Annotated in this window: 19 protein-coding genes and 2 pseudogenes; 13 read left to right on the top strand and 8 right to left on the bottom strand. The window is 65.1% G+C overall.

Going from position 1 to position 20,862, the window contains the following annotated elements; all coding sequences use genetic code 11:
- Position 1: 1 nt before the first annotated feature.
- The 6 genes from B9Y82_RS10795 to B9Y82_RS10820 all read right to left on the bottom strand — a co-directional run bounded on the left by B9Y82_RS10795 (position 2) and on the right by B9Y82_RS10820 (position 6,048).
- The gene (locus B9Y82_RS10795; protein WP_100473222.1) at positions 2-1,273 is read right to left on the bottom strand and encodes a TrbI/VirB10 family protein; all 1,272 of its coding nucleotides are present in this window, start codon (positions 1,271-1,273) and stop codon (positions 2-4) included.
- Positions 1,270-2,049 carry a TrbG/VirB9 family P-type conjugative transfer protein gene (locus B9Y82_RS10800; protein WP_100473223.1) on the bottom strand — a complete coding sequence of 260 codons (780 nt, stop codon included), beginning with the start codon at positions 2,047-2,049 and terminating at the stop codon, positions 1,270-1,272. Before B9Y82_RS10800 ends, B9Y82_RS10795 begins: the two co-directional genes overlap by 4 nt.
- Positions 2,046-3,110, bottom strand: coding sequence for a virB8 family protein (locus tag B9Y82_RS10805; protein WP_100473224.1), 1,065 nt, complete (start codon positions 3,108-3,110; stop codon positions 2,046-2,048). Before B9Y82_RS10805 ends, B9Y82_RS10800 begins: the two co-directional genes overlap by 4 nt.
- A gap of 89 nt (positions 3,111-3,199) precedes the next feature.
- Positions 3,200-3,646, bottom strand: a complete 447-nt coding sequence (locus tag B9Y82_RS10810; RefSeq protein ID WP_100473225.1) for a hypothetical protein — start codon at positions 3,644-3,646, stop codon at positions 3,200-3,202.
- A 429-nt stretch (positions 3,647-4,075) separates the two neighbouring features.
- Positions 4,076-5,755: a type IV secretory system conjugative DNA transfer family protein gene (locus tag B9Y82_RS10815; protein ID WP_100473226.1), complete on the bottom strand. Its 1,680-nt coding sequence runs from the start codon at positions 5,753-5,755 to the stop codon at positions 4,076-4,078.
- 35 nt (positions 5,756-5,790) lie between these two features.
- A complete protein-coding gene (locus B9Y82_RS10820; protein WP_014037656.1) occupies positions 5,791-6,048 on the bottom strand; it encodes a hypothetical protein in 258 nt (85 codons plus the stop codon).
- Positions 6,049-6,267: 219 nt separating this feature from the next.
- On the opposite strand from B9Y82_RS10820, the gene B9Y82_RS10825 reads away from it, so the two are divergent.
- Positions 6,268-7,479: an MFS transporter gene (locus B9Y82_RS10825; RefSeq protein ID WP_100473227.1), complete on the top strand. Its 1,212-nt coding sequence runs from the start codon at positions 6,268-6,270 to the stop codon at positions 7,477-7,479.
- Positions 7,480-7,495: 16 nt separating this feature from the next.
- Here the strand turns inward: B9Y82_RS10825 and B9Y82_RS10830 are convergent, their stop codons facing one another.
- Positions 7,496-7,975: a MerR family transcriptional regulator gene (locus B9Y82_RS10830; RefSeq protein WP_100473228.1), complete on the bottom strand. Its 480-nt coding sequence runs from the start codon at positions 7,973-7,975 to the stop codon at positions 7,496-7,498.
- A gap of 89 nt (positions 7,976-8,064) precedes the next feature.
- Between B9Y82_RS10830 and B9Y82_RS10835 the strand changes: the two genes are divergently transcribed.
- The 6 genes and pseudogenes from B9Y82_RS10835 to B9Y82_RS10860 all read left to right on the top strand — a co-directional run bounded on the left by B9Y82_RS10835 (position 8,065) and on the right by B9Y82_RS10860 (position 13,058).
- Positions 8,065-9,303 carry an NADH:flavin oxidoreductase/NADH oxidase family protein gene (locus B9Y82_RS10835; protein ID WP_100473229.1) on the top strand — a complete coding sequence of 413 codons (1,239 nt, stop codon included), beginning with the start codon at positions 8,065-8,067 and terminating at the stop codon, positions 9,301-9,303.
- Between the two features lie 92 nt (positions 9,304-9,395).
- Positions 9,396-9,872, top strand: a complete 477-nt coding sequence (locus B9Y82_RS10840) for a hypothetical protein (RefSeq protein ID WP_100473230.1) — start codon at positions 9,396-9,398, stop codon at positions 9,870-9,872.
- A 102-nt stretch (positions 9,873-9,974) separates the two neighbouring features.
- Positions 9,975-10,244: a hypothetical protein gene (locus tag B9Y82_RS10845; RefSeq protein WP_100473231.1), complete on the top strand. Its 270-nt coding sequence runs from the start codon at positions 9,975-9,977 to the stop codon at positions 10,242-10,244.
- A 123-nt stretch (positions 10,245-10,367) separates the two neighbouring features.
- Positions 10,368-10,607 (top strand): annotated as a pseudogene (locus B9Y82_RS21020) (hypothetical protein); the annotation flags it as partial.
- Between the two features lie 120 nt (positions 10,608-10,727).
- The gene (locus B9Y82_RS10855; protein WP_014647589.1) at positions 10,728-10,976 is read left to right on the top strand and encodes a hypothetical protein; all 249 of its coding nucleotides are present in this window, start codon (positions 10,728-10,730) and stop codon (positions 10,974-10,976) included.
- Between the two features lie 378 nt (positions 10,977-11,354).
- Positions 11,355-13,058: a hybrid sensor histidine kinase/response regulator gene (locus tag B9Y82_RS10860; RefSeq protein WP_100475213.1), complete on the top strand. Its 1,704-nt coding sequence runs from the start codon at positions 11,355-11,357 to the stop codon at positions 13,056-13,058.
- 7 nt (positions 13,059-13,065) lie between these two features.
- Here the strand turns inward: B9Y82_RS10860 and B9Y82_RS10865 are convergent, their stop codons facing one another.
- Positions 13,066-14,589, bottom strand: coding sequence for an FAD-dependent monooxygenase (locus B9Y82_RS10865; RefSeq protein WP_100473232.1), 1,524 nt, complete (start codon positions 14,587-14,589; stop codon positions 13,066-13,068).
- Positions 14,590-14,671: 82 nt separating this feature from the next.
- Between B9Y82_RS10865 and B9Y82_RS10870 the strand changes: the two genes are divergently transcribed.
- The 6 genes and pseudogenes from B9Y82_RS10870 to B9Y82_RS10895 all read left to right on the top strand — a co-directional run bounded on the left by B9Y82_RS10870 (position 14,672) and on the right by B9Y82_RS10895 (position 20,588).
- Positions 14,672-15,316, top strand: coding sequence for a TetR/AcrR family transcriptional regulator (locus tag B9Y82_RS10870; RefSeq protein WP_100473233.1), 645 nt, complete (start codon positions 14,672-14,674; stop codon positions 15,314-15,316).
- A 72-nt stretch (positions 15,317-15,388) separates the two neighbouring features.
- Entirely contained in the window at positions 15,389-17,530 is a 2,142-nt protein-coding gene (locus B9Y82_RS10875) for a TonB-dependent siderophore receptor (protein ID WP_100473234.1), read from the top strand.
- Between the two features lie 189 nt (positions 17,531-17,719).
- Complete coding sequence (locus B9Y82_RS10880; protein ID WP_100473235.1) at positions 17,720-18,286, top strand: UDP-N-acetylglucosamine acyltransferase; 567 nt, start codon at positions 17,720-17,722, stop codon at positions 18,284-18,286.
- Entirely contained in the window at positions 18,283-18,753 is a 471-nt protein-coding gene (locus tag B9Y82_RS10885) for a hypothetical protein (protein WP_100473236.1), read from the top strand. Before B9Y82_RS10880 ends, B9Y82_RS10885 begins: the two co-directional genes overlap by 4 nt.
- Positions 18,754-18,887: 134 nt before the next feature.
- Positions 18,888-19,985: pseudogene (locus B9Y82_RS10890) on the top strand (ABC transporter permease); the annotation flags it as partial.
- A 90-nt stretch (positions 19,986-20,075) separates the two neighbouring features.
- A complete protein-coding gene (locus tag B9Y82_RS10895) occupies positions 20,076-20,588 on the top strand; it encodes an EF-hand domain-containing protein (protein ID WP_238381594.1) in 513 nt (170 codons plus the stop codon).
- The last annotated feature ends 274 nt before the right edge of the window (positions 20,589-20,862 follow it).

Raw genomic sequence — 20,862 nt, forward strand, 5'->3', positions numbered from 1 at the left:
GTTACCGGCGGGGGTGCAGCACGTTGGTGAAGTCGACGTCCTTGGCAACGTAGACGTTCACGATCGTGCCCTGGTTGATGGTGACGGTCGGCGGACGACGGTTGCTGCTGAGTGCTTCGTTGGCCAGGCGCTCCATCGTGCGTGCGGTAGCACTCTCATAAGGCGACTGCACCGTCATGCCGTTGTTGGCGATGGTGGTCGTCTCCGGACCGTGTTCGGCGGCCGCGTACTTGAAGGCGTCGGAAATCAGGCTGATCATCAGCGCCGAGGCGATACGGCTGCCCCAGTGCGCGCTGTACTGGCCCGGATGACCGGCACCGCCCAGCTGATCCACGCCCGGGCTGGACATCGCAACGTCGATGCCATTCGGAGTGGTGATGCGATCCCAGATCACTTCCACGCGCTTGCCCATCGGACCGCCGCCGTAGGCGCCATAGATCTTGGAGCCCTTCGGCAGCAGCAGGTTGCGACCGTTGATCGAGTACACCGGCTCGGTCAGCAGGCACGAGGTATAGCCGGCGAGATCGGTGATGATTCGGGTTTCCAACACGCAACGCAGGTAGGTGCCACGCACCAGCAGCGCGTCGGGGCTCTGGATATAGGTGGCGCTGGAGACATCCTCGACGTCCGGGCCGCGGCGAACCTTTGCCGGCGCCGCCTGATTGTTGGGCAGCTGGGCCAGCATGGCACGGGTGTACTCATCCATGCCGCGGCCGCCATTGCCCCCGTTGCCATCCTGTCCATCACCACCACCCACCCCGCTCCCGGAGCCGATGCGGCGGTCCAGCAAAGTCGGGCCACGGTCCATCTCGCGCGCCGAATCGGACTGGGGAACGAACAGCGGGGTGGAATCCAGCGGCGGCGGTGGTAGCGGCGGCGTCATCGGAATCGGATCAACCGGTTGCATGGCCTGGGAGGGCACCGGACTCGTCTGCACGGCGTCCGGCAGAGTCGGCGTAGACACGCGCGCAACGTCCGGCACCTTCTGCACAGCGTCCTTGTCATCCTGGCCCTTGCGGAACAGCAGGAAACCCATGGCCACCAGCAGCACCACGATGCCGCCCAGGAACAGCAGCGCCTTTCGGTTCAGCCGCTGCTCTTCGGCCGAGCGCAGCTGCGGCGCGGCCGCATCCAGATCCGGCGCAGGCTCGGCCTGGGTCGTGCCGAAGTACGGGTTCGACTGCGCGTCCGAAGCACCCTGTGCGCCGTACGGGCTCTGGCTCTCGTCGCGTCCGTTGTTCGGGTCGTTTCCGGGAGTGTTCTGCTGGCTCATTTCTTCACGTTCCTTCGCAGGCCGACGACGAAGTCGCCGTGGCGGATGACCAGGTACGGGTGTGTCCCGTGCACGATCAGCGTATTGCCTTCAACCGTGGTGTTGACCACGAAGTCTTCACCGTATTCTGTTTCACGACCAAACACCGCCGGGAAGATGCCGGTCTTGTACTCCGGCGAATTCGGTAGTTTCAGGTAGGTGAAACGACCATCGTCATAGGCATTGACCGGGATCAGCCACCCCATCTTCTTCGCCTTGCTGGTCGAATAGGAGTAGTTGAAGTTGTACTGGCGGTCCTTGGCCAGTTCCGAGCTCAGCAACGGCTTGGCCTCTTCCTCGACCGCTTCCTGGGCGACGCCGAACACGGTGTCGTTCGGATAGACGAAGGCGATCTTGTACTGCACACCGGCACGACGGGCCTGTTCCAGCTGGCGCCAGTCGGTGGCCACCACCTTCAGCTCGAAGATGTAGGAATGGGTCTCGGTGCGCACCATCATGTTGGTGTCGACGTCGACGTTCTTCGGCTTGAGGTAGAACACGTTCTCGCGACGGGTCAGTTCCCAGCCGCTGCTGAAGCCGGTGCTGTAGTCGAGGATCTTCTCGTTCGGGCTCAACTCGATCTGGGTGGTCAGGCCCAGGCCGGTGCGAACCGGATAGATGCGGTCCTTCTCGTACTCGTAGTGGTCAACCGCCTGCGCCATCGCCGCCGCTGGGAACAGCAACGACAACATCGACAGCAGCGCCAGCGCGCTTCCCCTGATATTTCGACTACTCATCGGTTGCTTGCTCCATCAGCAGTTCCGGTGGAATTGTTCTGCGCCGGCCTCATGGCCGGCTGTCCGGGCATGGCCTGCCCCGGCATTGCTTGCCCCTGCACCGGCTGACCCGGCATGGGTTGACCCTGTACGGGCTGGCCCGGCATCGGCTGGCCCGGCACCTGGCCGTTGGCCGGAACCGCGACCGGCTGGCCGGTGGCCGGATCGATCATCGTGGCCGCGGCCGGGTTGTTGGGATCGTAGACGCCCTGCGCCTGCTGCGCGGCCTGCGCGGCCTGTGCAGCCTGCTGCGCCTGTGCCTGCATGGCGCCGTCATCCGGCACCGGCACGCCACGCGAGTAATCGTTGTCGACGCGGTACTCGGTGACCTGGAACGCCAGCGGGTTGAGGATGCGATCCTGCTCGGACAGCGCCAGGTTCTGGTTGTAGCTGAAGCGCATCGTCACCAGCTGGTTGTCCAGGTAGGTAGAGACGCCGGTGCGCTTGTCCAGCAGGCTGCGCTGTATGCGCACCGAAGCGCCGCGGAAGCTGCCGTTCGGCTCGGCCCCCAGTGGCGTGATGCTGAGGATCTTGACCCGGATGGCGCGCTCGCGACCGTACATCACGAACGGGTTCTGCGGGTTGTTGCCGGCATAGCGGACCCGCATGGACTGCGCTACCGGATCGGTGGACATCACGAACACCAGTTCCCAGTCGCGCAGGCCCATCACCGCCGAGTCGTACGATTCGCGCGCGAGCACGTACTGGGCGACGTTGCTGCGATTGATCGCTTCGTTGGTGGTGATCGTCTCGCCCTGGAAGGTGCCACTCAGGCGCGCGACGGTCGCGGTGCCGGTGTAGGCATCGGCCATCACCAGGAACGGCACCTTCTCCTTCAGCGGCAGCATGTAGTAGTAGCCGCCCGCCAGGGCGAGCGACATCAGCAACGAGCCTGTGGCGACCCACCATGCGCGCCGCTCGCTGCGGCGCGCCATGTCGGCCACGGTGATCTCGTAGCTGACCGCCTTGGCGACCGACTGCTCGACCTTGGGACTATTGCCGGGATCCTTCTTGCGGAACATGGATTCTTCCGTACTGCTGAAACATCAATGGGCGTGGCACCCCTGCGACAGGCGCGGGGAGCGGCACGTTCGATGATTTCGAGGTGGACTCAGGTGCCGCTGCTGGAATCAGCGCCCTGCGCCGACGCGGTCGGCGTCGAGCCTGCGCTCTGCACAACGATCTGGTTGCCAACGATGGAGACGGAGATGCCCTGCGCTGCATAGGCTGCGGTCAGATCGATCACGGCCTGCTGTGCATTGGTGGTGTCGATGTTCGAGACCGCGCCGAACAGCGTGAAGTCCGAGCTGAGGCGGTAGTCCAAGGTGCGTCCAGAATCCTTGGCCCAGCGCTCGAGCATGGCTTTGAGCGTGCCATCCATCGGCGAAGCCTGGTAGACGTAGCTGGAGTACAGCGGGATCTCGGTCGTTGCCGCAGCGAAGCGGTTGACCGGCTTCCAGCGGCCTCCGAAATCGGGAGCGGACTTGGTGGCACAACCGGCCACCATCAGCGCCGCCACTGCGGCGATGGATATTTTCGCGATAAACGCCTGATTCATACGGGCTTCACTTTGACGTACGAAAAAGCAGTCCCGAGCATTGGTCCCCTGGTCGTCCGGCGCTGCATCGCGCACGCCGGAATCGGAGGGAAGCGCTGCTGCGTGCAGCACACCCGCTCCGGCTCCCCTGCAGCCCCAAAGGCTGCCAACCAGGTCGCAGGGCCGCCGGACGTTGCCGACCGCGCACCCGCATACCTCACCAACGTCGAAACCATCCTTGTTTCCATGGCACAAACTCCTGGCCACCCTACTGCTACAACTTTGACATCCAGCACACATTTCTGGATGGCAGACACAGGGTCGCACAACCACGCGTCAATTCCATGTCAGACAAGTCTGAAAATCCATGAACAGATGCCAAATTATTGACCTCCGTCACTAATTCACATTCTTAAATGTGAATCAATTTCACAAATTTAGCGACGTGAATTAGACATTAAGCATTGGAACGTCCACCTTCGGCAGCAGCCTGGAGGTGAAGTAGCGGTCCTTGTAGTAGCGGATCTTGTCGCATTTCACCGGATGCGGTATGCCCTCATACAGGAACACCTCCATGTCCGGCCCCATCGCTTTCAACTCCTGCGGCAGCATCAGCGCGCGCCGTTCCTCGGTGAAGTTGTGGGTCTTCTCGCGGGCGTGGGTGACGTTCTTCCTGCGCACCGTGGTGTAGCCCAGCATGTCCGAGTAATCGTTGGCATCCTGCTGTTCACGCGGCGCGTAGAGGATCTGCAGCGCGTGGTTGGTGATGATCGTGCGCGAGACTTCCCGGCCGTAGGTGGCATCAAGCTGGGACATGCTCTGGATGATCGGCAGCAGGCGGATGTTGTAGCCGGCCATGTAGGAAACCGCCGAGGCGATGATCTCCACTTTGCCGATCGAGGTGAATTCGTCCATCAGCAGCAGGCACTGGTACTTCAGGTCCGGGTTGGACTTGGGCAGTTCCTTGGTGTTGAGGTTGATCAGCTGGCTGAAGAACAGGTTGATGATCAGCCGGCTCTCGGCCAGCTTGTTCGGCTGGATGCCGATGTAGATGGTCATCTTCTTCTTGCGGACGTCGGTCAGCAGGAAGTCGTTGCAGCTGGTCGCCTTGTCCAGCACCGGATTGATCCAGGGATTGAGCGGTTCCTTGAAGGTGCCCAGGATCGAGGCGAAGGTCTCGTCGGCCTGGGACAGCATGTTGGCGAACGCCGAGCGGGCGTTGGCACTGAGGAACGGCCGCTCCGACAGGGTCTTGAGGTACTTCTTCAGGTCGGTGCCGTCACCGGAGGACAACCGGTACACCGCGCCCAGCGTGGGCGTGCCCGAGCCGCCCGGGAAACCGCTGCTGCGCTCGTCGTCCCAATTCTCGAACAGGTACAGGGTGAAGGCCATGAACGCGTTGCGTGCCTGGCTGACCCAGAATTTCTGGTCCTCGGCCCCGTCCGGATATAGCATCGCGGCGATGCTCATCAGGTCCGAGACACGGAAGGCCGGATCGTCGGAGACGTAGCTGAGCGGGTTCCAGCGGTGCGTGCGCCGATCCTCGGCGAAGGGATTGAACAGGTAGATCTCCTGGCCCTGGCTGGCGCGCCAGCCGCTGGTCAGGTCGAAGTTCTCCTGCTTGATGTCCAGCACCACCAGCGATTCGCCGTACTCCAGCAGGTTCGGGATGACCACGCCCACGCCCTTGCCTGAGCGGGTCGGCGCGGCCAGGATCACGAACTGCTGGCCATCCAGGCGCACCAGCTTGCCGCCATGGCTGCCGACCACGATGCTCTGGCCGGTCTTCTTGAACATGCCGTGCTTGGCCAGGTCGGCCCCGGTGGCAAAGCGCGCGTCGCCGTGCAGTGAGCGCTTGTCCTTCTTCAGCAGCAGCACCAGGCCAGTCACCAGCAGCACCAGCAGCGGCAGGCCAAAGCCCACGTAGCCGGCCCATTTGATCTTGCCCACGAAGGGCGCAACCTGCGGCTGGCCGATGGCGTGGAAGTACTGGTAGTACGTATTCCAGGTGAACAGCTGGGTGTCCAGCCCCAGGAACAGCAGGGTCAGGTAACCGGAAAACACGAAACCAAGCAGCAGGGTCGCCAGCGTGATGATGGCGATGAGCGGATACTTCTTACTGGGCAACACCCGAATCCTCCATGATGCGCACGCGGCGCGACGGCCTAGCGGTGGCGCCAGCGCGACGCCTTCTTCCGCAGGTGGTTCTCGTTCTCCAGCCCGGGCTCCTCGCCCTCCTCACGCACCAGTTGCAACAAGCGTTGGCGCGCTTCGGCCAGAGATATCAGGTCGGTCAGACGATCCCCATCGTCGGCGACGACCGCATGGCCGACCACATCGCCCGGAGCGTACACCGGCGCGTAGGACACCGCTACCAGCTGATAGCGCCCGCGCGACTCCAGCACGTGCTTGAACTCCTGCATCGATCCGCCTCCTTGTTTGAGCAACGCTACAGTGTCCTGCACCACCATCATGCCCACAGGCATGTCATCTGCGCATGCACACCAGCGGCACGGATTGGCGGACCATCCCGCAGCGGAACCGGCATCACCACCGATCAAACACTGATTTACCCCCGGCGTGGCTGCTCCTGTTGCGGTGCAGCAGTACAATGGCTGGCTCCCCGCCTCCATCGCGCCCGCATGAGCCCCAACTCTTCCCTGGCTGCGCGGCTGACGCCCCGTCAGCGCACCCTGATCATCCTCGCCCTTTCACTGGGCGGCTTCGCCATCGGCACCAGCGAGTTCGCCAGCATGGGCCTGATGCTGGAGATCAGCCGCGGCCTGTCGATCTCCGAAACCCAGGTCGGGCACCTGATCAGCGCCTACGCAATCGGCGTAGTGGTCGGCGCTCCGATCCTCGCCTTCGTAGGTGCCAGCTTCCCGCGCCGCAAGCTGCTGCTGGCGCTGATGGGCTTCTACGCGGTCGGCAACCTGGCCAGCGCGCTGGCGCCGAACTATGCCACGATGCTGGTGGCGCGCTTCGTCGCCGGCCTGCCGCATGGCGCCTACTTCGGCGTTGCGATGCTGGTGGCCGCGGCGATCAGCCCTGCCGGCCAGCGCGGCCAGGCGATGTCGCGGGTGCTGCTGGGCCTGTCGATCGCGATCCTGGTCGGCAACCCGTTGACCACTTGGCTGGGCCAGCAGCTGAGCTGGCGCACCGCCTTTGCCCTGGTCAGCGTGCTGGCCATCGCCACCGTGGCAATGATCGCGCGCTTCCTGCTGCCGGACCCGGACGAAGTGCGCACCTCGCCGATGCGCGAGCTGCGCGCCTTCAACACCACCCAGGTGTGGCTGGCGCTGGCGATCGGTGCGGTCGGCTTCGCTGGCATGTTTTGTGTGTTCACCTACCTGGCACCGACCCTGGTGCAGGTCACCGGCGTGGCCGAATCGTGGATGCCGCTGGCAGTGGGCGTGTTCGGCATCGGCGCGATCATCGGCAACATCGCTGGCGGCTGGCTGGTGGACAAGTTCCACTTCAAGGCCGCCGCCGTGGTGCTGCTGTGGTCGATTGTGATGCTGCTGCTGTATCCACTGGCCGCGCAGTCGGTGTGGACCATCGGCCCGATGATCGTCACCGTCGGCACCATGGGCGCGCTGGCGGCGGTGCTGCAGACCCGCCTGATGGACGTGGCCGGTGAAGCGCAGACGCTGGCGGCGGCCTCCAACCACGCCGCGTTCAATACCGCCAATGCGCTCGGCCCGTGGCTGGGCGGCATGGCAATCAGCGCCGGCTTCAGCCCGGCCAGCACCGGCTATGTCGGTGCGGCTACCGCGATCGGCGGCCTGCTGCTGTGGTGCGTGGCGGTGATGCTGGACAAGAAGCGCAAGACCGCCGTCGCCGGCAGCCACTGAACATCGCGCCGGATCGTCAGTCGCTGCCCCTGCGGCGGTGGCGATCCGGTCGCAGCAGCGCTGTATCGCCGGCCGCCAGGGTCGGCCGCGCCAGCTCACCGCGCTTCACGCGGTCCAGCACCCGCCGCGAATTGGCTGCACAGTCGATGCCGTCCGGCCGCGCCTGGATGTCCTCGATCAGGGCCAGCAGGTGCGCCCGGCTCTCTGCCAACCGCAGCTGCAACGCCTCGATGTCAGCCACCTTCTTCTGCAGCATCGTGATCAACGCATCATGCTGCCACTGGCCCATGTCCGGTGGCAGCAGGGCACGGATCTCTTCCAGGCTGAAGCCTGCACGCTGCGCACCCGTGATCAGCTCCAGCAGCAGCACCGCCTGTTCCGGATAATCGCGGTAGCCATTGGCCTGGCGCTGCACCACCAGCAGCCCCGCGTCTTCATAGAAACGAATGCGCGACGCCGCGAGGCCCGTGAGGCGGGCCAGCTCACCGATCTTCATCTGTCTGAATCCTCGACATGGGAAGCCGTTGACCTTCAATCAAACTTGAAGGTTAGCGTAGCGCCATTCCCCTGTCCTGGAGCTGTCCGATGTCGCTGTTCTCGCCCCTGGCACTGCCCTCCGGTGCCGTCATCCGCAATCGCATCGCCAAGGCGGCGATGGAGGAGAACATGGCCGACGCCGACCATGCGCCTTCCGCTGCATTGCTGCAGCTGTACCAGCGTTGGGCCGACGGCGGCGCGGGGCTGATCATCACCGGCAACGTGATGATCGATGGCCGCGCCATGACCGGTCCCGGCGGCGTGGTACTGGAAGACGACCGCCACCTTGATCGCTTCATCGCCTGGGCCGAGACAGTACGTTCGCGGGGCGCGCAGATGTGGATGCAGATCAACCATCCCGGGCGGCAGATGCCGGCCGCACTCGGCCAACCCGCACTCGCGCCGTCAGCCGTCGCCCTGGAGATGGGCGCACTGTCCAGGCAGTTCGCACCGCCGCGGGCGATGACCGAGGCGGACATTGAAGAGGTGACCGCCCGCTTCATCCGCAGCGCCGAGCTGGCCGAGCGCGCCGGGTTCAGTGGCGTGCAGATCCATGCCGCGCACGGCTACCTGCTCAGCCAGTTCCTGTCGCCCCTGTCGAACCGCCGCGACGACCGCTGGGGTGGCAGCCTGCACAACCGTGCGCGCCTGCTGCTGGAGATAGTGCAGGGCGTGCGCGCCACCGTGTCGCCCACGTTCGCGGTGGCCGTGAAGCTGAACTCCGCCGATTTCCAGCGCGGCGGCTTCTCGCCCGAGGATGCGCGCGCCGTGGTGGAAATGCTGGCGCCGCTCGGCGTGGACCTGGTCGAGCTGTCCGGCGGCAGCTACGAAGCACCGGCCATGACCGGTGCCGCACGTGACGAACGCAGCCTGGCACGCGAGGCCTACTTCCTGGAGTTCGCGCGTGAGATCGCCACGGTGGCGACGATGCCACTGATGGTCACCGGCGGCATCCGCCGTCGCGCCGTGGCCGAGCAGGTGCTGGACAGCGGTGTAGCCATGGTCGGCATCGCCACCGCGCTGGCGATCGAGCCGGATCTGCCGCAACGCTGGCAGCAGGGACGCGATCCGGTGCCGACCCTGCGCACCATCGACTGGCGCAGCAAGCCGTTGGCCGCCAGCGCGCATATGGCAGCGGTGAAGTACCAGCTGGGGCGGTTGAGCCAGCGCCGCCCCACCGCGCCGGGTGTCTCACCGATGTGGGCGCTGCTGTTGGCCCAAGCCGCCGGCAAATGCCGGACCCGCCGCTACCGGCGCTGGATCGGTGCACGCGCAGGCGGATACTGAGCGGACAGGCTTCTCATCGCTGACGCGATGCTCCACCATCTGCATGATCGGCGGCAGCCCGTCGTCGGTCGCAACAGGCGGAAGGAACCCTCGTGGCAGCAGGACCAACCAGGAACCGCGAAAAGCTGCTCGATGACCTGCTATCGCTGGGCCGCAACTGGGCGCTGGCCATCGCCATCGCAGGCGCCGGGGCCGCGGTCCATTACAGCGAGTCGGTATACGAGGCAGGCCTCTGGCGCGGCCTGCTGCCCACGCTCTGCTTCCTGGTTGCCATCGTCTGGATCGTGCTCAGCATCATCCGCTTCGACCTGACCATCCAGCAGCACTTCGAGCGGAAACTGTCGCGCTGGCTCAGCCGCCTGCTGTATGTCCTACTGCTTGGCACCGGCATCACCGCCGTGTTCTTCGTCACCGAACTGGCGGAGAACAACCACATCGCGCGGATGTGCGACTCGGTGGCCAACGAACCCGGCAGCCGCATCCACAGGTCGGCCGAATGCCAGCGCCTGTACCAGCATCGCGCAGCGTACCGGCAGCGCCTGGAATCGGCCGGGGGTGAGTTCGACTGAACGGCTTCATCGCGGTCTTCGCGCGCGATGAACACATTTCGTGGATGTGCATTTGGGCACAGTGCAGCCGACGCCGCGCTCTCGGCCCGTACCGGACCCGCAATGCACCCCCATCGCGCATCTGCCCGCCATGATGCCATCGCCTTGCAGGCCGGCATGCTGGGCAGCGTATTGGGCGCGGCGCTGTTCAAGGCCATCGCACTGTCTGCGTTGGCGACGGGTTCGATGATGGGTATCGGGCTATGGGTGATAGCCTGCGCGCTGCTGGCAGCGTGGGCGCTCGCAGCCTATCTGGCCTGCCTGGCACTGAGCCGACGCGTGTTCGTGCTGATGCTGGTGCTGTGCACGGTGCTGATGATCTGCATCGCCTGACGCCGGCAGGGGCCGGACTATTGCGCATCTGTTATAGAATAACAAGTACGATTGGTCCGATTGCGCATGGCCGATGTCACGGATTTGAATTCCATGGCCATCCCGGCATCACCCGAGGCCCTCATGAACCTGCAGCCCCCGCTCCGCGCGACCCTCATTGCCATCGCCCTCGCATCGCTCAGCGCCTGCGCCACCTATGACGACAGCAACATGCGTCAAGCCTGACAGGAATCGCCGCACCTGACGGACCTGCCGCCCGAGGTCGCTGCCCGCGAGAGCCGCTGCAACAAGGGCATGGAAGTGTGGTCGAGCGAGCGCAAGGGCAGTGACAAGCCGCTGGACCTTAGCGGAAAGACGAAGAATCCCCGACGAAGGTGCACACCCGGTTGCCGCGCCTGTCTTGATCGCGCCCATGCATCCGGCTGACTGCTCCATCACAGCCGGCGCGCAACGATGAGGTCTCCCCACCCTGTCGAGACTCAGATGCCGGACACTGCCCACCCTGTCATTCGCGCGTTCGAGGCCGTGTTCGATCTATCAGGCAGCGTGCAGCGCATCACTGCGCTCACGGTCACCTGCCGGCATTGCTCGTCGACCAGCTCTGCCAGCGAAGACAACCTGGTGCAACTTCCGGGCGGGGCGTTGTTCCGTTGTGACGGGTGCGGCTGCCATCAACCGGTCAGCCACGCCCGCCTGTCGGACTGGCAACCGGCGTCGTTGCTGGGTATCTGAGGGCCGCCACGTGGGAATGACTGCGGAACAGCGGAAAATACTCCAGGCAATCGCCGCTGCAGAGCCGGTGCGCGGCGATGCCGCAACGTGGGCGGTGACCGCCGGATGGGCGGTACAGGCGGAAGACGGGGATATCGATCTCACCGAGGCTGGCCGGGATGCGCTCACCGCGCAGGCAGGTCGTGAGGGCTAGACCCGCCGATCAGGCCAGCTTCGCCTCCCTTCGCGCGGCGCCGCGATAGCGGCAACCTGCGGAACAAAGGGTGCATCCCTGCCACGTCGACGGCGAAGTGGCGAGGCCTTTCATGCCGGCGGTGTGCAGGGCGTCATGACATGCGCTCGGCTATGCTGCGCCACCTCCCTGCGCCAATGGCGGCCATGCATCCTTTTCCCCTGCCAGTCTCTGCACCTGATCAGCTCGCCTACCGACTGCTGCAGGACAGTGACTGGGCCCGCTCGGCCACTGCCGCAAGCGCCCCCGCCGAACTTCGCACCTTGCTGGCGATGATCCTGGATTCGCCGGAACCCCTGTGGCTTGCCTGGGGCAAGGAAGACAAGGCGTTCTTCTTCAATGATGCCTACCTGCCGATGCTGGGGGAAAAGCTGCACGGCGCGATGGGCAACCGCCTGGAGGATGTCTGGGCGGACGTATGGCCGGACGTGGTGCAGGCCGTCAACGATGCTTTCGCCGGCACCAGCCGCAGCTTCAAGAACCTGCCATTGATGATGGATCGCGACGGCACGCTGCGCGAAACATTCTGGACGTTTTCCTATTCACCGCTGCGCGTCGGCTGCGGCAGTGTCGCCGGTATCCTGTGCGTGGTCAGCGAGCAGACCGAACGGGTGATCGAGCGCGACTTGCACAGCCGCCAGGTCGCGGCGATCACCGAGCAGGCGCGAGAGGCACATCTGGAACTGGTGCGCGCCCGCGAGCAGCTGCGCCAGTCGCAGAAGCTGGAGGCGATCGGCCAGCTCACCGGCGGTGTGGCCCACGACTTCAACAACCTGCTGCAGGTCATCACCGGTTCGGTGGACATGCTCCTGCACACGTGGCCGTCAGACGACACCCGGCGCCGCTACATCCAGGCCATTGCCACAGCCTCGGACCGCGCCACCAAGCTGACCGCGCAACTGCTTGCGTTCTCGCGTCGCCAGAGCCTGTCGCCGGAGGTCTTCGATCTCTGCGAGAGCGTGCACGCGCTTTCGGACATCATCACCACGGTACTGGGTGCACGCATCCAGGTGTCGTTGACGTTGCCCGGCACGCCGCTGCCGGTGCTGCTGGACCGGACCCAGCTGGACACTGCATTGATCAACATCGCGGTCAATGCGCGCGATGCGATCGAGGGACAAGGCAGGGTGACCATCGAGGTGGAGCAGGTAACCGCCGTGCCTTCGGTGCGCTTCGCCGCACCGATGAAGGGCGACTTCGCCGCGATCAGCGTGACCGACACCGGAGCAGGCATTGACCCCGCCGTCGTCGACCGCATCTTCGAGCCCTTCTTCACCACCAAGAGCGTCGGCGCCGGAACCGGCCTCGGCCTCAGCCAGGTGTTCGGCTTCGTCAAGCAGTCAGAAGGCGAGGTGGACGTGCAGAGCCAGGCGGGTGCTGGTACCCGCTTCACCCTGTACCTGCCGCTGGCGCAGGCGAGAGAAATGACGGAACGGCCGGCGACGCTACCGGGGCTGCAGCATGGTCATGGTGTCTGCGTGCTGGTTGTGGAAGACAACGTCGATGTGGCCGAATTTGCCGTCGGCGCCCTGCGCGAGCTCGATTACAACGTGGTACTTGCGCACAATGCGGACGAGGCCCTGGCGGAGCTCGAACGGGATGCCTCCCGCTTCGATGTAGTGTTCAGCGACGTAGTGATGCCTGGCATGAACGGCCTGGATCTGGCCCGTACCATCCGCAGCCGCCTGCCTGGGCTTCCAGTGATCCTTACCAGCGGCTACAGCGAGCTGCTGGCCCGGGATCCTGGCCATGGCTTCACCCTGCTGCGCAAGCCTTACTCATTGAAGCAGCTGGCCTCGGTGATGACCGAAGCCGGGCGCTGCGCGCAGGCCGTGGTGGCGTCGCCCTAGCGGGCGGTCAACGCTGCGAACCGAACCAGCGTTCCAGCGAAGACTCGATCCCCGACGTGTCGCCGCCAGCATCGCAGGCCCAGGCCACAATACCGTCAGGGCGGACCAGCAACGCACCCAGTCCCATCGCATCGCGCGCCAGGGACATCACGCAGGGAACCGACTGCTGCCAGCGATCGATAGCCGGGCCGAGCGAAACGTCGGCGTCGATCCCCAGCAGCACGCCCTTCCCCGCACGCAACAGCTCTCCCATGCGACGGTCATCAGCCAGTTGGACGTCCGGCGCGCTTCGGCCAACCCACGGATGGCTGCCGTCGAGCACCGGTGGCGGTGCTACACCCCACAGCCGCTCGGCGAGATAGGTGGCACCGTCGCGGGTCGCGGCCAGGTCGGCGATGACCGCCGCCAGCGCGCGCGACCCGGGGCCTGGCCGCATCAACGCCACCTGCGCACGTGACCAGTCGAGCACCCGGGCGCCGATCGGATGGCGCTCAGCCTGATAGCTGTCCAACAGCGACTCTGCGGCATCACCTCGCACCACCGCGGCCAGCTTCCATCCCAGGTTCATCGCATCGCCGATGCCGAGGTTCAGCCCCTGCCCGCCCAACGGTGAATGCATGTGCGCGGCATCACCGGCCAACAGCACGCGGCCGCTGCGATAGGCCGTGGCCTGGCGCGCGGCATCGGTCCATGTGGTGGCCAGATGCAACGCCGTGATCGTTGCCTCTCGCCCGGACACACGCCGCAGTAGCGCCTGGGCGGTGTGCCGGTCCAGCGGCGTGCGATGGCCGGCGCCACCGTCGAAATCGGCCAGCGCCAGCATGCCCGGCGGATTGAAATTGCACATGCCGTGTTCGGTGAACTGACGCCCCGGGACGAGCACCGACGGGTCCGCCAGTTCGACCTGCAGCGTGTGCCCGGTGAACTCCGGCGCCGTCCCTGCGAACACGAACCCCGAATGCTTGCGTACCGTGCTGCGGGCGCCATCGCAACCGACCAGCCAGCGCCCCCGCATCAGCCCGCGACCGGTCTGGACCTCCATCTGTGCTTCGCGTGCGTGCACCGCCTGCACCGTGCAGCCACGCTCGATCTGTACACCCAGTGACACCGCACGCTCGGCCAGCACCGCCTCCAGCGACTGCAGTTCGACCGCCATCTGGGTGGGCACCGGCGTCGGCGGGCGGTGGCGCCAGCGCGCACTGTCCACGTTGTCCAGCGCAAAGGGAATGCCGGCGAAGTGGCCGCCCAGCGGCCGCGGTTGCGCCAGCCAATGGGCGGTGCCGGGCGGCGGTGCGCCGTTGCCCGGCTTCAGTACCTGACTGGCGGCGACCGCATCCAGCAGGCCGCGTCGATCCAGGGCCTCCAAGGTGGGCGCGTTCAAGCCGCGCAAGCCAAAGGGCAGGCGTTTCAAGGCTGTCTCGGGCGACGCTGCCTGCTCCAGCAACAGGACCGAACAGCCGGCCTGGGCCAGCTCACAGGACAGGAACAGGCCGACCGGGCCGGCCCCGGCGATGACGACGTCGTACAACATGGGAATTCCCTGTGAGCGCCGGGTCGGCGCCCTGGCGGGCCAAATGTTACACTCGGTGTATGTTTTTACAACCGAGCCGCCCATGACCCCGCCTCCTGGCCGTCGTGAACAACGCAAGGCCGAGACCCGACAAGCGATTTCGGACGTCGCCACCGAGCTGATCATCCGTCGTGGCTTCGAGTCGGTGTCCATGTCCGAGATCGCTGATGCGGCCGGGGTGTCGCGCAAGACGGTCTTCAATTACTTCGCCAGCAAGGAAGACTTGGTATTCGACCGCGATGAGGAGGCCCGGACCCTGCTTCGCGAAGGCATGGCGGCGCGCCGTGGCATGACCCCGCTGGCCGCCTTCCAGTCGCTGGTGAGGGAGCTGCTCGACAATGGCCATCCCCTGTTGCGGATCAACTCCGGTGCAGCGGCCTTCTGGGCCACCGTGGCCGACAGTCCGGTGCTGGTGGCGCACGCGCGACGGCTGCAGGCACAGCTGGCCGACGACCTGGCGCAGCTGATGGCCGACGCCGCCGGCCGGCCGACGCATGACGCCGAGGCACGCCTGGGCGCGGCGATGCTGCTGGCGTCGATGGTGGCGGCCTATGAGAAAGGACTGGCTAGCCAGCAGGCCGGCGAGGATCCGCGCCAGGCGATGCTGCAGCTGATCGTGCGGGGCGGTACCGGTGTGCTGGTGGCCTTGGCTGGTACCCCGTATACCGACCCGGGCCTGCGTCCATAGCGCATTCGAGGGATAGGTTTCGAAGTGTTGCAAATGCTAATCTTTCTCATTTGCAATCGACCCGGACCTCTCATGCCCCTTCCAAACCCGCTGAAGCACGCACTCTGCCTGGCGTTGCCCCTTTCCCTGGCTACGCATGCACTGGCCTCCGAGGCCTCCGCTGACGCCCCGAAGGAGCTGGACAAGGTCGAAGTCCGCGGCCGCGCGCAGACCCTGTACCGCGCCAACGATGCGGTCGTCGGCACCCGCACCGATACCCCGCTGGAACTGGTACCGCAGTCGATCCAGGTCGTGCCGCGCGAGCTGATCGACGACCAGGCTGCGCGCCAGGTCACCGATCTGTACCGCAGCATCAGCGGCGTCAGCTTCTTCAGCTATGCCGGCGTCACCCTGCGCGGTTTCCGCCAGGAGAACGTGCTCTACGACGGCCTGCGCGGCGATCCCTATGCAGGCTTCTCGGTGCCGCAACTGTTCAACATCGAACGCGTGGAGGTGCTGAAGGGTCCGGCCGGTGCGCTGTACGGCGGTGGTGATGCAGGCGGTGTCATCAACTATGTAACGCGCAAGCCCAAGGCGCGCGCCGAACGCCGCATCGAACTGCAGGCAGGCGACAAGGACTTCCGCGCCGGATCGATCGAAGGCACCGGCCCCTTGAATGCCAACGGCAGTATTCGCTATCGCGCCGGCCTGTATGCCGACAGCGAGCAGGGCGTGCGCTGGAATGCCGACAGCGAAAGCGTGATCGGCGATGCCTCGCTGGCCTTCGACGTTGGCCAGACCGGCGAGCTGGTGCTGCAGTTCACCGACATCTCCCAGAACCTGGGCGGCAACCGCCTGCGCGGCGTGCCGGTGAACGATGCCGGCAGCTTCCTGACCGACCGCCGCTGGAACCACAACGAGGCCAGTGACTTCCTCGACATGCGCGCCAAGGTCGCACTGGCGCAGTATCGCTTCGCACCGCGCGACAACCTCGACGTGGACATTGCCGCGCGCTGGTTCAGCAACACCGAGCACCAGATGTACCACGAGCCGATGGGGCTGATTGATCGTGATCGCGACGGCGTGGCCGAGTGGATGACGCGCCAGCTGCGCAACCAGATCCGTGACAACGAGGCCTTCACCGCCAGCGGCAATGCCATATGGCGTATCAACACCGGCCGTATCGAACACAAGATGCTGTTCGGTGCCGACGTGTATCAGCTCGACGCTGACTTCACCGCGCAGACCGCCAACAGCGCCGACCTGGCACGCGGCGCCGGCCCAGTGCGCGGCATCGATCTGTTCAACCCGGTCTACGGCGCAAGCACCTGGCACGACTACAACCTGGCGACTCTGCCCTGGCGCAGCACCGCCACCCGCAGCAAGCGCTACGGCGGCTATCTGCAGGATGAGCTGGCACTGGGCACGCGCTGGCACGTGCTGGCCGGACTGCGCTGGGACGGCTTCAAGGATGAGGACCGCATGGGTGGCAGCAGCGTGGATGGCAACGATCTCAGCTGGCGCCTGGGCAGCACCTTTACCGTGCGCGACGGCCTGAACCTGTATGCCAACGTCGCCAGTGGTTTCGTGCCGCAGAGTGCCGCCAACCAGAACCGCGCAGCCGGCGGGCCGTTCGATGCCGAGCGCAGCAGGCAGTGGGAAGTCGGCATGAAATCCCTGCTGGCCGACCGCGTGACCTTGAACATGGCGGCCTACCGCATCGACCGCAGCAACATCGTGCAGGCTACCGGCGAGGTGATCGGCGGGGTAAACCAACTCGCTGCACTGGGCCTGGTACGCAGCACGGGCATGGAAGTGGACCTGTTGGCCGACGTGACCGAGCGTTGGGTGGTGAACCTGACCTACGCCTACAACGACGCACGGGTGAAGGATGCCGGACCGAACGGCATCACCAATGCCTCCGGCGACCGCTTCGCAAACGCGCCACGCAACAAGCTCGGCCTGTGGACGCGCTACGACCTGCCATCGATCAACTCGGCCATTGGCTTCGGCGCCGACCATGTGGGCGAGCGTGTCAGCCTGGATGGGCAGGCGGTCAAGGCTTACACGGTGTTCGACATGAGCTGGAGGACCACGTGGAAGCAGTGGCAGTTCCAGGCCAACGTCAAGAACCTGTTCGACAAGGTGTATGCGGCCAGCGGCTTCATCGAACGCAATGGGCATTTCCCGGGCGAGCCGCGGCGGGTGTATGTGCAGGCGGCCTACAGCTTTTGATCGGAGCCACCTACGTCGCCTGCATCTCCTGCCAGCGGGTCGCCTGCCCGGACGGCAGACCACCCCAATTCAGGTATCCTTGCGCCCAGTCAGCCACGCCCACATGCGACCGCTGCGGTGCAGCATAGACGTTGCCGACGGACGCACGATTCACCATGGATGTTTCAACGTAGCCACAGGGGAGAATGGATGAAGAAGTTTCTGCTCGCGGCGATCATCGCCGTGTCGCTGGCGGGTTGCACCACTAATCCGCCACTCAATTTCTCAGTCCCGAACGTCGGGGTCAGCAGCAAAAAGATTGATGGCGAACTGAAGTCGCTGACGGTCACGCTGGCACGTCCGGATGAAGCCAAGGGCAAGATCCCCGCGGAGGCCCAGCACGAAGTACCGCAGATGTGGCAGAACGCGCTGACCGAAGCGCTCAACAGGATGGCGGTGTTCCGCGACGACGCACCGGTGAAGTTGAGCCTGTCGGTGAAGATCCTGGCGATCGACATTCCCAGCTTCGGTGCATCGATGACCACCAAGACGATCGCCCGCTACGAGCTGATCGATCGTGCAACCGGCAGCATCGTCTACACCCAGGATGTCAGCGCATCCGGCGAGGTTCCGTTCAACTATGCCTTCGCAGGCATGGTCCGTGCCCGCGAATCGATCAGCCGCTCGGCACAGAACAACATCGCCCAGTTCCTGCAGGCGCTGGAAACCGTGGACATTACCAAGCCGATGTTCCCGAACAAGCAGGAAGCGCCATGAAGCGGCTGCTGGTGGCTGCATCCGTTGCTGCGATGCTGACGGCCTGCGCGCCGAACGTGCGTACGGACAGTTATTCCATCGGTTCAGTGGGACAGGTCAATCGAACTGTCGGCGGTACGGTCATCAGCGTCCGTGCGGTCAGTATTGACGGCTCACAGGGCGGCGGTGCAGTTGCCGGCGCTGCGGCTGGCGGTGTGGCCGGCTCCACCATCGGTGGCAGCGACCAGGCAGCGGCCATTGGTGCCATTGGCGGCCTCGTGGTCGGCGCGATTGCCGGTGCGGCCTCCGAACGCGCACTCTCGCAGGCCAAGGGCCTGGAATACGTGGTGCAGACGGAGAACGGCAACCTGATGACGGTTGTGCAGGGCCCCGATCCGGTGTTCATCACCGGCATGCGGGTCCTGGTGCTGTATGGATCGCCCTCGCGCATCATTGCCGATCCGCGCCAAGCGAAGACAGCACCGTAACTCCACAGCAATGCCCCTTTCGAGGGGCATCGTTGTATTGAGCACCGAGGGGGAGGTGGCAACCCACCTCCCCTGCCCACGTCAGTGCGAGCAGGATACCAGCATCGAGCGGGTGGCCATCTGGGTGGAGGTTCGGCATTGCGTCGGTGGTCTCCGTAGTCGCGCTGGGTACCGGCGCGCGCCAGGCCATCCTGTCCAACATTTCCTCGCTGGGCACCAACACCATCGAGATCTACCCCGGATCCGGCTTTGGCGACCTGCATTCGGCACGGGTGGAAACGCTCACCCCCGGCGACAGCGTGGCCCTGGCCGGACAGCCGTTTGTGGACAGCGCTACGCCCGGTGTGGCCACCACGGGCACCGCGCTGCGCGGCAACCGCTCGGCCAGCGTGCAGGTGCAAGGCGTCAGCGAGCAGTACTTCCGCGTGCATGGCCTGAAGCTGGGCAAAGTGACTTCTTCGGCCCTGCCGCCATAGCCGGCTACCCGCAGGTGGTGGTGATCGATGCCAATGCCCGTGCCCGCTTCTTCGCTGCGGCGGACAACCCCATCGGCCAGACCCTGCTGCTGGGCAACGTGCCAGTTCGCGTGGTGGGCGTGGTGAAGAAGGATGCCGGCGTGGTCGGCGACGCCTCGTTGCTGCGGGTGTGGTTGCCCTACACCACCACCATGGCAGCATGCTGGGGCAGAGCCACGTTTCCAGCATCACCGTGCGCGTCTCCGACGCTATCAGCATGGAGGCGGCCGAGCACGCCATCGGACGATTGCTGGCACGCCGCCACGGCAGCACCGATTTCTACATGAGCAACAACGGGCAGATCCGCCAGTCCATCGAACAGACCAGCGGATCCTGACCATGATGATCAGCTCCATCGCCGCCATCGCGCTGGTGGTGGGCGGAATCGGAGTGATGAACATCATGCTGGTATCGGTGACCGAGCGAACACGCGAGATTGGCGTGCGCATGGCGGTGGGCGCGCGGCGCAGCGACATCCTGCAGCAGTTCCTGATCGAATCGGTACTGGTGTGCCTGCTCGGCGGCATGCTCGGCATCGACGTGGCCCTGGCACTGGGCGCTGAATTGGAGCTGGCCAACGTGGGTTTCAGCCTGGTGTTCTCCGCCAACTCGATTCTGGCTGCCTTCGCCTGTTCCAGCTTGATTGGCATTGGCTTTGGCTTCCTGCCAGCGCGCCGCGCCGCGCAGCTGGACCCGGTCGAGGCACTGGTTCGATAGCCCGTGAAGTTACCTGCAGTGACGGCAGGTTCGCGCAATGTCCACAGGCTCTACTGGAGCTACCTACAATGTCCGCACAGGAGCTGGACGATGTTTCTGAAACCAGGAAGAACCGCACTGCTGCTGGCAGCGGCTGCACAACTGATGCTGCTGTTGCCCTACTCCGGCGACGCCCATGCGCAACGCGGCGACCACTACAACCCGCAGTGGAGCCGAGACTACCGAGACCACGATCGTGACGCGTGGGAGCGCCGGGAACGCGAGCGCCGCCACGAGGCCAAGACTACCGGTGTGGTGGTGGGCGTGGTGGGCGCAGCAATGGTGGCCGGTGTCATTGCCGCTGCCGCAAAGCGCGAACGCGAGACCCGCGAACGCGCCGACTACTGCATTCGCCGCTACGGCAACTATGACCGCCGCAGCGATACCTATCGCGGCGCCGACTGCTACACCTATCCCTGCCACAGTAAGGAAGAAGCCAGTGTGGTGCCGGAGATTGCGAAGTACTTTGCGGGCCTGGACACCGATGGCGATGGTTTTCTGTCGCTGAAGGAAATGCAGCAGGCCATGGTGGCCGCGCAGACCGCAGACGCGCCAACAAAGTAAATCCAGGGCGGCGCGCTGAAGATAGATGCCCATACGGGCGCGACGGGGGTTGAATGCACCCTCTTCCCACGATAGCCTCCGTGCTGCCCAAGGAGGGCTATCAACGGAGTGAAGCATGAAGATTGGATTCAAGCTGTCTGTTGCTATTGCGGCTGCTGCATTGACCCTGGGAATCGGCAGCGCCGCCGCGGAGTCCCGGTGTACCCCGTGCTACACCGCATACCAAGCCTGCCTCGCCACAGGCAAGAGTGATGATTTCTGCTACCCGCCGTTT

It is taken from the genome of Stenotrophomonas maltophilia (genome assembly GCF_002799155.1).
In the GTDB taxonomy this organism is placed as follows: Bacteria; Pseudomonadota; Gammaproteobacteria; order Xanthomonadales; family Xanthomonadaceae; genus Stenotrophomonas; species Stenotrophomonas maltophilia_R.

Bases quoted from the DNA above. Each gene is read 5' to 3' on its own strand.
- B9Y82_RS10835 (WP_100473229.1), top strand. From the start codon at position 8,065: ATGTCGCTGTTCTCGCCCCTGGCACTGCCCTCCGGTGCCGTCATCCGC.
- B9Y82_RS10870 (WP_100473233.1), top strand. From the start codon at position 14,672: ATGACCCCGCCTCCTGGCCGTCGTGAACAACGCAAGGCCGAGACCCGA.
- B9Y82_RS10895 (WP_238381594.1), top strand. From the start codon at position 20,076: ATGTTTCTGAAACCAGGAAGAACCGCACTGCTGCTGGCAGCGGCTGCA.
- B9Y82_RS10875 (WP_100473234.1), top strand. From the start codon at position 15,389: ATGCCCCTTCCAAACCCGCTGAAGCACGCACTCTGCCTGGCGTTGCCC.
- B9Y82_RS10820 (WP_014037656.1), bottom strand. From the start codon at position 6,048: ATGCAGGAGTTCAAGCACGTGCTGGAGTCGCGCGGGCGCTATCAGCTG.
- B9Y82_RS10855 (WP_014647589.1), top strand. From the start codon at position 10,728: ATGCCGGACACTGCCCACCCTGTCATTCGCGCGTTCGAGGCCGTGTTC.
- B9Y82_RS10860 (WP_100475213.1), top strand. From the start codon at position 11,355: ATGCATCCTTTTCCCCTGCCAGTCTCTGCACCTGATCAGCTCGCCTAC.
- B9Y82_RS10810 (WP_100473225.1), bottom strand. From the start codon at position 3,646: ATGAATCAGGCGTTTATCGCGAAAATATCCATCGCCGCAGTGGCGGCG.
- B9Y82_RS10885 (WP_100473236.1), top strand. From the start codon at position 18,283: ATGAAGCGGCTGCTGGTGGCTGCATCCGTTGCTGCGATGCTGACGGCC.
- B9Y82_RS10880 (WP_100473235.1), top strand. From the start codon at position 17,720: ATGAAGAAGTTTCTGCTCGCGGCGATCATCGCCGTGTCGCTGGCGGGT.
- B9Y82_RS10795 (WP_100473222.1), bottom strand. From the start codon at position 1,273: ATGAGCCAGCAGAACACTCCCGGAAACGACCCGAACAACGGACGCGAC.
- B9Y82_RS10845 (WP_100473231.1), top strand. From the start codon at position 9,975: ATGCACCCCCATCGCGCATCTGCCCGCCATGATGCCATCGCCTTGCAG.
- B9Y82_RS10865 (WP_100473232.1), bottom strand. From the start codon at position 14,589: ATGTTGTACGACGTCGTCATCGCCGGGGCCGGCCCGGTCGGCCTGTTC.
- B9Y82_RS10825 (WP_100473227.1), top strand. From the start codon at position 6,268: ATGAGCCCCAACTCTTCCCTGGCTGCGCGGCTGACGCCCCGTCAGCGC.
- B9Y82_RS10800 (WP_100473223.1), bottom strand. From the start codon at position 2,049: ATGAGTAGTCGAAATATCAGGGGAAGCGCGCTGGCGCTGCTGTCGATG.
- B9Y82_RS10805 (WP_100473224.1), bottom strand. From the start codon at position 3,110: ATGTTCCGCAAGAAGGATCCCGGCAATAGTCCCAAGGTCGAGCAGTCG.
- B9Y82_RS10830 (WP_100473228.1), bottom strand. From the start codon at position 7,975: ATGAAGATCGGTGAGCTGGCCCGCCTCACGGGCCTCGCGGCGTCGCGC.